The following is a 9594-nucleotide window of genomic DNA, read 5'->3' on the forward strand; positions in this document are numbered from 1 at the left end:
TGCCGGTCGATGGGGGTGGGCACCGTGACGATGAAGACGGTACAGGGCGCGAGCTCCGCCGGATCGTCGGTGAATCGGAGGTGACGGGCGGCGGCGAGTTCTTCAGCGGAGACTTCGCGCGTGCGGTCGAGCCCGCGGCGCAGTTCTTCGATGCGGGTGCGCTTGAGGTCGAATCCGACCACGGGGCGGCGCTTGCCGAATTCGACGGCGAGCGGCAGGCCAACGTAGCCGAGACCGATGAGAGCAATGGAATCTGCAAAGCTCACGGATGTGTTTTCCTTTCTTACGCCGACGCCTGATAGCGATACCGGCTTGCGCTGTAGTAATACCGGTTGCCATAACGGTAACCGTAGCGGCTGCGGGTGTCGAGCGCGTTGACGATCAGACCTTTCACATTGACGCCATTCTGGGCAAGGCGCGCGAGTGCGGCGGTGGCTTCGCCGTATTCCGTGACCCCGGCGCGGCAGACGAGGAGCGTTGCGCCGGCAAGGTGCGTGATGATGACGGCGTCGGTAACGGCGAGCACCGGCGGGGTGTCGACGATCACCAGGTCGAACGTCTCGCGGGCTTCGTCGAGGAGCGCCTGGAAGCGGGGGTGCATCAGCAGCTCGGCCGGGTTGGGCGGATAGCGCCCGGCGGTGAGGAGGTGCAGGTCGTTGGGGCCGAGGCGATGCAGGGCGCTGCGCCAGGGGAGATCGCCGGCGAGTACTTCCGAAAGGCCGGGCGAGCGCGAGAGGCCGAAATAGCGCTCGATATGGCCCTTGCGCATGTCGGCGTCGACGAGAAGCACCTTGGCTTCGCTCTGGGCGGCCACCAAGCCCAAATGAACCGAGGTGAACGTTTTGCCCACGCTCGGAGCCGGGCCCGTTATCGCCAGCACGGGGCGCGCGTCGTCGAGCAGGGCGAAATGCACCGCCGTGCGCAGGGAGCGGAAGGATTCGAGCGCGGGGTCGTCGTTTACCACCGTCTCGGTGAGGAGCGGCAGTTTTTCTCCTTTGCTGCGGCTGCGGCGCATCTGCTTGACGAGCGCGGGCACTTCGGGGATGGTGGCATAGACGGGGCGCCCGGTGGTTTCTTCCAGCTGGGCGACGTTGTGGATTTCCTGGCGCAGCATGCGTTGCACGAGCACGACGCCCACCCCCAACATGAGCCCCAGCAAGCCGCCAATGGCCACGATCAGGGGTTTTTTCGGTTTCACCGGCTTCGGATTGGTGACGGCCTGATCGAGGATGCGTACGTTGCCTACGGTGCTCGCCTCAACCACTTCGAGTTCCTGCTGCTTGGCGAGCAGCTGGGTATAGACGTCGTTGGCGATTTGGACGTCGCGCGTGAGGCGGATGAGCTCTTGCTGCCGGTCGGGGAATTTCTTGATCTGCTTCTCGATTGCGGCCCGCTCGGCCTGCAGTTTGTCCTTTTGCTCGATGAGCGCTCGATAGATGGGGTAATCCGTACGGAAACGCTTGGAGAATTCGGCTTCTTTGAGGTCGATGTCCTGGAGTTTTCTTTCCACCTCGGTGAGCCGCTCGATCACGGCCTTGGTTTCTTCGTTGATCGCGACCGTGCCTTGCTGCTGACGAAAACGGTTGAGGGCTACTTCGGCTTCGGTGAGCTGGCGGCGCAGCTCCGGCAGCCGGGTTTTGATGAAGGCGATGCTGTTGGCCGCTTCCTGCGACAGACGGCGCACGTTCTGATCGTAATAGACCTGGGTGATCTCATTGAGGATGGCTCGAGCGCGTGCCGCGTCGGGATCCTGGTAGGAGAGCTCGATCACGCCCGTTTTCTTGCCGCGCTCTTTGACGGTGAGCTGATCGAGCAGGTTGGAGATGGCCTGGTAGGGGCTGAGCTTGGACACCGCGAAGCGCACCCCGTCGTGACCCAGGAGTTGTTCGACTTTGATCGCCCAGGGTCCCTGCTGGATGAATTCGCCTACTCTGCCCTGGATCACGGGTTCGTCGTCGGCGAGCAGCTCGAAGCTGTCCGCTCCGGTCTTGCGCAGGACCAGATTTTGATCCATCCAATCGTCCGGAACGTTGAGCAGCGAGAGCTGGGCTCTTTCGCCGCCCCAGGCCCATCGGCTGCTCAGCCACGGATCCCGTACCGGGGGCTCGTCTGCTTCCGGCCGGTATGTGCGAAAGACATAGCGCCCGATGAGGGGGAAAGTTTTTGGCTGGACTTGAATGTCGAGCCCCAGGGAATCCACCACTTTGCCGAGCACGAAACGGGATTTGATGATCTCGATCTCGGCCTCAGATTCGAATGCCCCCGACGGATCCATGGCGGCGAGCTGGTCGAAGAGGGGCAGGCTCGGCTTTTTCTTTTCCACCTGCACCAGGGCATCCGAGGAATAGATCGGCGTGGCAAAAATGGCATATGCCGCGCTCAACAGGAGCACCAGGGCAGTGAGCGAGAAAATCGTCCATTTACGCGCCGCGAGCGCGGCGAAGAGCTCGCGCAGGTCGATTTCGTCGTTTTCTTGATAGGGGGGCTGGGGAAGCACCGCTTCGGGATGTACTTGCTGATTCATTACGCTCATTCACTTCACGCCCAGTCGGCTGGCCCAAGATTCTACCGCGGTTTCGACTTGTATCAAGCATTGCTCATGAATTTCTTCGGGCTGGCGGTAGGGGTCGATGACGTCGCTGCGGTCGGTCCATTGCGTGATCAGAAATACCCGGCCGCGCACGAAGGGCCAGCGCCCGAGGATTTCGTCGCGCTGCGCCGCTTCGGCCACGAGAATGAGCTCGAACGCGCGCAGGATGGGCTCGACGAGCTGCTGCGCCCGGTGATTGGGATGATCGACGCCGGTGCGCCGCTGCATCACGCGGCGCGTGGTCTCGTCCATGGATTGGCCAACCAAAGCGCCGAGCCCGGCCGAGCCGACGCGAAACGTCTGCGGCAGGCGAGCGCGCAGCAAGGCTTCGGCCGCCGGCGAACGGCAGATGTTGCCCGTGCAGACGGTGAGGAGGGAATGAAACGGCAGGCTCATCGATCGATCTCCTTGAACCTTTGATGATACCACTGCATATCCCGACCATCCGAAATGGAGTAGAGATCGAGCGGCAGCGAGAGGCGCTGGCCGCCGTCGCGCGTGAGCGGCGTCCACACCAGGGTAGTGCTGCGGCGAGAAGATTTGGTGAAGAATCCGTCGAACGGCAGGGTGAGGTAGAAGCCTTTGTCGAAACTGCCTTCGCCAAAGGCTTTGGTGCTGGCATCGGTGATCGTGGCCCACACGCCCACTTCCACGCCGGAGGCGAAGCGGCGCGAGAGATCGAGCGTGCCGCCGATGTCCTTGGCGAGATAGCGCCCGACGCTGAGCTTGGCGAGGATGTCCGTATGGGGTTCGCGGTAGTAGCCCGTGACGTGACCGGTGATCGTGTCGTAGTCGCGCAGACCGAGCGTGGCGCCGAAATCGCGTTGCTTCACCCAGTTGAGGTTGGCACCCACGGCCCATTCCGAACCGATGGGGCGGTAGAGCCATTGCCCGCCTGCTCCCGCATACATGTACTCGAGCCAGCCGAAGTACACGCCCTGGAAGATGTCTTCGCCGAGCTTGTCGACGCGCGAGAGGTAGAGGCGGTCGGGGATCAGCTTGGAGGTGGTGAGGTAGCGGCGAATGTCGGTGCGCACGCGCGGCAGGCCGCTGGGCCCGTCGTAGCGGAACTTGTCGAAATTGTCGAGCACGCGCAGTTCCATGACCGAACCGAGCCGCCAGCGGTCGGTGAGCCAGTAATCGATCCCGAGGTTGGCCGTGAGGCTGTAGAGGTAGAAGGAGTCGGGACCGCCGATGTTCTGGATGAGACCGGGCGCCATCCAATACTTCAGGCGCGAGGGTTCTTCTTCGTAGAGGATCTGCTCGGACGCTTTCGTCGGTGCGGTGACGTCGAAGCCTCGGTGCAGGTCGGGAGCTTCGCTGCGGCCTTCCACGTAGTCCCGTACTTTCTGCCGCGACACGCCCGATTCCACCATGCCGAGCTTCAAGGGTTCCTGGACGAGGGCGAAGGAGCGCACGTCCTCGCTCACCGTGGCATCCAGGGCTTGCGCGGCGCGAACGTCGCCCTTGGGCGTGTCGCGATAGCGGATGTGCTCACCATAGAGCGCCACTTCTCCATGGGGCCGCAGGGCCACGCGCTGCACCGCAAAGCCGCTCGATTCTTCGACTTTCTTCACTACTTCGGGCCAGTTTACCTGCTGCACTTGGACCGGCAGCGGCTGTTCGGGAGTACGGCGCACCGGCGGGGGGTCGAACTTGGGTTGTTTCCAGTCGTCGGCCAGATTCAACGATATCTGGATGCCCACCATGGCCGTGTTGCCTCGTTCCCAGCCGAGGGAAAAGCGCACGCCGGGTGAGTAGCGGTATTCCAGGCCCAGATTGAAGGGGGATGAAGTCTTTTGCGGGTTATTGCGGGGTTCGTGCTTGTAGTCGTTGCCGTCGTATTCGGCTTTGAAGGCGAAGCGTCCATCGCCAGGCTGCCAGACGACGCCAAAAAAGGGGCTTACCGGGCCGCGGAACCATTGGTCGAAGCCGAACTGGTCCGTGGCGCCGGAGATTTTATTCGCGCCCGGCCGGGTTTTGAATTTGTCGCTCAGCCAGCCTAGGGGATTGTCGAAGTCTCCTCGTGCGCCGACGTAGCCCCAGCCCAGGCCGGCGGTGAAATCGAGCGTGCTCCAACGCTTGCTGGCGGCGAGGTATTCGCCGCTGAAAAGGCCGGTACCGCCCAAATCGCGCCAACCCACGGCGATTTGCGGCAGGTAGCGGCTCTCTTCCCACAGGCGCACGCGCAGGTCGATGGATTTGTCTTTGTACGATTGGCTGCCGGAGAGATTTTTCGGGCCATACGGGCGGTTGCGAATGTCGGTGTAGCGAAACCCGCCTTCTATCCACGGCAAAGGGGTGACGAACACGCTCAAGCGCAGGTAGGGGTCGACGTGGCTCATCGTGACGGCGAATTGGCCGGCTTCGTCGAAGCGCGCCGAGGGCATCTGCAGCATTCCCGGTTCGCCCCAGTCGTTGCGCGAAATCCAGGCCTGAGGCTCGGCCGCGAGCGCGGGAATCATGCCGAAGAGAAAAGGGCTCAGCCACGCCGTTCGCTTCACCAGCGCACCTCACCGTTGAGCCAGGCCGCCAACTGCGGCAGCACGGGCGAGGCCTGCCACCAGCCGTATTCCGGCAGCACGAGGGTGCCCGGCATCAGGCGGGGGCGCGATTCGTTCTCGTTCCACGCGGCCACCCCCACGCGCTGGCGCACGCCATCGGGGCGTACCAGCCAGGCATGATCGGCTTGGGCGCGCGGAGTCGCCATCCAGTCGTATTCCTGCAAGACTTTGCCCGGAATGAATTCGGCCAAAAGAAGGGTGCCGTCGGGCGCCAGCCAATGAATGCCTTGGGGCCGAGGGAAGAAAACGAGCCGATCGCCTGCGGCGAGCCGGCGATCTTCCCAGGGGCGGACTTCCAGCGCTTCGGCATCCCAGCGATAGTGGGGGGTGCGTTCGCACACGGGGAGCGCCTCGAGCCACTGGGCGACGCGGCGTGGCGGGGAGTTTTCGGGCGCTTGACGCAAGGCGTAGAGGAGCGCCGCTTTGGCTAGGCGGTGGCGCGTTTCCCCGGCGGCGCGACACCAGCGCGTGGCCGGCAGAAAGGATTCTGGATGGGCTTGCTTGTGCTCGCGCAAGGCGCGGGAGAGCGGCATTTCTTCCTCGATCCGCACTTCGGCCACCGGCGGGGGCGGCCAGGAGGCGGGCGACGCGAACGCTTGCCCTTCGGCCCGGAGGCTGACCGAAGCGCCAAGCGCAAACCAGAACACGAAGGCGCATCTGGCTTTCACGGCCGCTCTCCTGCCTTGAGCCAGCGCAGTTCCCACGTGGGTTGCTTGGGATGCAGCCACACCAGCGCACGGCGAGGCCGGCAGGCAGCATCCAGCCAGTAGCGGTTGGTTCCTTGCCATTTCAGCAGAGGAACCGAGAATGTTTCTTCGATGGGGGCGTCGGCCGAAGCTCGGGGCGCAACGTTGCTGAGGCGGCGCAGCGACCAGAGGTCTTCAGTAGGGTAATCCAGCCACTCTTCGCGGTGCTGGGCTTGACCGGTGAGGCAAGCTTGGCGGATGGGATCGAAGCGCCAGTGCTCGGGGGAAAGGGGTTCGAGGATGAAGTCGAAGGCGGTGTCAGTGGCCTTGGTGAGGCGCACGGCGGTGGTGCGCACACTCTGCCCGCCGACGAACCAGTAGAGCGAGCCGGTTTGCGGCTCCACCCTCCCCAAGACTGCCTGCGCCCACAATGCCCCATCGCTGCGGCGCAGGACGAGGCTATCGTAGGGCAGCGGCTTGGGCGCATAGGCCGGCGGGCCGGAGAAGAGCTGGCGCACCGTGGCCAGCGCCGGGTCTCCCTCAGGCGAGGAGCTGCAGCCGACGAGACAGAGCACCGCCGCGAGCATCACGGCCCTTCCTATACCCATCCTCATCGTTAATTTTGTAGATCGTCAGCTGTTGTGAGGAACAGGAGGGAGGGGAAGAATGAACTGACCAGGCGGTTCCAACGCGTGATCTGGGCTGGGCCGACAAAGACGATGTCTTGCGGCTCCAGAGGAAAGCTTCCCGCCAGGGCGAGTTTCGAGGCCGAGGCCGCTTCGAGGCGATATACCACGCGGGCCGTCTGCATGTGGGAATCGAAAGCGCGAATCACGTAGATTTCCCGCCCGCTGGCCGTTTCCTGACGCACACCGTTGGCTTCCCCAAGGGCTTCCATCAAGGAGATGGATTTACGCCCATAGCGGATCACGGTGGGCTTGGACACTTCGCCCATCACGAAGATTTTCTTGTCCTCGGTGGTGGGAACGTGGACGCGATCGCCATCGCGCAGGAGGACTCTGCCCGCCAAAGGTTGCAAGGCATCGAGATCGATTTGGTAGATCCGATCGCCTCGGACGAGGGAAACCCGTGAGGCATCGGCTTGAGGGGTGAGCCCGCCGGCAGCGCCGAAGGCTTCGGCCAGGGTGAGCGGTTTGCGCGTGAGGGCCACTCTGCCCGGTTTGGCCAGCGCCCCCGTGATCGTGACATGGCGACTGTCGAACTTGACCACGGAGACATCGACCTGCGGACTTTGCAGAATGGGTTTGAGGGCCGCGGTGATTTTGTCGCGAGCTTCCCCTTCCGTGAGGCCCGCTACCGCAATTGCACCGACGTAAGGCACGAAGATGGTGCCATCGGCTTGAACGACTTGGGTGCCCACCGGCTGGGAGATGTCTTGCCCACCGACCTGCACCGTGGGCAGATTCGGCATCATCTCGGGCACCCCCCAGAAGGTGACCATGAGGGAATCGTTGACGCCGATGCGATAGGGGTGACCGTTTTCCTCGAGAAGTTCTTGCGGTACCGAGGGCTTATGCTTCTCTTCTTCGGAGAGGGCATATACCAAGCGATCGGTGATGGGGATGAACGCCACGTCGCCCTGCTCTTCCGAGCCGGGTTCCATCACCAGACCAGGCGCCAAAGCACAGCCGCCGAGCCAACCGACCAGCAACAGCGGCCAAAAAAAACAAAACCTTTGCCACTGCGGCTGCGTCCTCGAACCTGCCATGCTTTGTCGCCTTCTTGCTTGAATGAGTTAGTGAGTGCCGGTAGTACCGGTGGTGCCAGTTGTTCCGGTAGTCGAGCCATGACCACCCCCTCCGCCTCCACCGGCAGCAGCGGCGGCGACCCCAACGGCGGCAGCAACGCCGATGACGGCCGGAGCGCTGAGCGCGCCGATGCCGGCAGCTCCGGCTGCCGTCGCGCTGCCGGCTGCCGCCGTTCCTCCGGCTTCAGCCCCCGCGGCAGTAGCGCCCGATTCAGCACCGCCAGTCGCGGCACCACTTTGTGCTTGTGTGCCTGTTTCCGCAGCTGGAGCCTGCCCCTGGGACCAGGCCGTGCTGATCAAACCCATCGACAGCAACAGCGCCACCCATTTTTTCCGATCCATGATTTTTCTCCTTTCCGCCGTGAACAGCCATCATATATAAAAAAATGGCAATGATGGTAATGCCCATTTTAGCACACGAAGATGGCTTGGCGACGCAGGGCAATCGCATCAAATCTCTGTAAGGCCGAGGAGCGCCTGGCGGTAGACATCGGAAGAAGCATCGAGGATGCGTTCCGGCCTCGGCGGCGATGCTACCGGCGTAGAATCGGCGAAAACTCTTCATCAGGGCACCGTGCACAGCCCCTCTGGGCCAACCCATGGAGCTTAAAAACTATTACTCTTGGTTTGGCGCGATTTCTCTCTGCCGCAGTCCGCCCCGCTTGGCTATAATTAGCAGCTTTCTCAGACGACCAGACTCCGCCATGACCCTCGACAAGAGCTTCGAACCCAAGGCGATCGAATCCCGCTGGTACCCCTGGTGGGAAGAACACGGCTACTTCCGCGCCGGTTTCGACCCCAGTCGCAACAATGCTTACTGCATCCTCATGCCGCCGCCCAACGTGACCGGCACGCTGCACATGGGGCATGGTTTCAACCAGACGATCATGGACATGCTCGTGCGCTGGCGGCGTATGAGCGGCGACAACGTGCTGCTGCAGCCGGGCACCGACCATGCCGGGATCGCCACCCAGATCGTGGTCGAGCGCCAGCTGGAGCGCGAGGGGCTCACGCGCTACGACCTGGGGCGGGAGAAGTTCCTCGAGCGGGTGTGGCAGTGGAAGGAATATTCGGGCGGCACCATCACGCGCCAGATGCGGCGGCTGGGCACTTCGGCCGACTGGACGCGCGAGCGTTTCACCATGGATGAGGGCTTGTCGCGCACGGTGCTCGAGGTGTTCGTGCGGCTTTATCGGGAGGGGTTGATTTATCGCGGCAAACGTCTGGTGAACTGGGATCCCAAGCTGCGCACGGCGGTCTCCGACCTGGAAGTTTCGGCGGAAGAGGAGGAAGGATTCCTCTGGTCCATCCTCTATCCCTTCGCCGATGGTCCCATCGACGGACGTGCCGGGGTGGTGGTGGCCACCACGCGGCCGGAGACGCTTTTCGGCGACGTGGCGGTGATGGTCCATCCGGAAGATCCGCGCCATCAGGGGCTCATCGGCAAGGAGGTGATTCTGCCGCTGGTGGGCCGGCGCATTCCCATCATCGCCGATGCGGCCGTGGATCCGAGCTTCGGCACCGGCTGCGTGAAAGTGACGCCAGCGCACGACGCCAACGACTACGCCGTAGCCCAGCGCCACGGGCTGCCGCTGATCAACATCTTCCGGCTCGATGCCCATCTGAACGACCAGGTGCCCGAGCCCTACNCGTGGTGCTCGAACCCATGCTCACCGACCAGTGGTTCGTGGCCACCACCAAGCCCGGGGCGGACGGCAAGTCGCTCGCGCAAAAGGCGCTCGAAGTGGTCGAGGACGGCAGCATCCGCTTCTTCCCCGACAACTGGGTGAATACCTACCGCCAGTGGCTGGTCAATATCCAGGATTGGTGCATTTCGCGCCAGCTGTGGTGGGGGCACCAGATCCCGGCGTGGTACGCCGACGAAGATCCGGCCGAAAATCGTCGCTTCTGGGTGGCGCACGACGAGGCGCAGGCCCGGGCGCTTGCCGCGGCCGAGGGCTACACGGGGCCGCTCACGCGCGACGC

6 protein-coding genes and 2 pseudogenes are annotated in these 9594 nt (G+C 63.4%); 1 reads left to right on the forward strand and 7 read right to left on the reverse strand.

The window, feature by feature from the left end; genetic code table 11:
* The 7 genes and pseudogenes from GV368_RS10650 to GV368_RS10680 form a co-directional block, all read right to left on the reverse strand.
* Positions 1–266: pseudogene (locus GV368_RS10650) on the reverse strand (hypothetical protein); the annotation flags it as partial.
* 17 nt (positions 267–283) lie between these two features.
* Positions 284–2533 (reverse strand): polysaccharide biosynthesis tyrosine autokinase, encoded by a 2250-nt coding sequence (locus GV368_RS10655; protein WP_169116506.1) that lies wholly within the window; start codon positions 2531–2533, stop codon positions 284–286.
* Positions 2534–2986, reverse strand: coding sequence for a low molecular weight protein-tyrosine-phosphatase (locus GV368_RS10660; RefSeq protein WP_169116507.1), 453 nt, complete (start codon positions 2984–2986; stop codon positions 2534–2536).
* Positions 2983–5094 carry a YjbH domain-containing protein gene (locus GV368_RS10665; protein ID WP_169116508.1) on the reverse strand — a complete coding sequence of 704 codons (2112 nt, stop codon included), beginning with the start codon at positions 5092–5094 and terminating at the stop codon, positions 2983–2985. Before GV368_RS10665 ends, GV368_RS10660 begins: the two co-directional genes overlap by 4 nt.
* The gene (locus GV368_RS10670) at positions 5091–5822 is read right to left on the reverse strand and encodes a capsule biosynthesis GfcC family protein (RefSeq protein WP_169116509.1); all 732 of its coding nucleotides are present in this window, start codon (positions 5820–5822) and stop codon (positions 5091–5093) included. Before GV368_RS10670 ends, GV368_RS10665 begins: the two co-directional genes overlap by 4 nt.
* Entirely contained in the window at positions 5819–6430 is a 612-nt protein-coding gene (locus GV368_RS10675) for a hypothetical protein (protein WP_169116510.1), read from the reverse strand. Before GV368_RS10675 ends, GV368_RS10670 begins: the two co-directional genes overlap by 4 nt.
* A 26-nt stretch (positions 6431–6456) precedes the next feature.
* Positions 6457–7569, reverse strand: a complete 1113-nt coding sequence (locus GV368_RS10680) for a polysaccharide biosynthesis/export family protein (RefSeq protein WP_169116511.1) — start codon at positions 7567–7569, stop codon at positions 6457–6459.
* A gap of 743 nt (positions 7570–8312) precedes the next feature.
* Between GV368_RS10680 and GV368_RS10685 the strand changes: the two are divergent.
* Positions 8313–9594, forward strand: a pseudogene (locus GV368_RS10685) (class I tRNA ligase family protein); the annotation flags it as partial.

Origin of the sequence: Tepidiphilus baoligensis (assembly GCF_012911495.1) — a bacterium.
Classification (GTDB): Bacteria; Pseudomonadota; Gammaproteobacteria; order Burkholderiales; family Rhodocyclaceae; genus Tepidiphilus; species Tepidiphilus olei.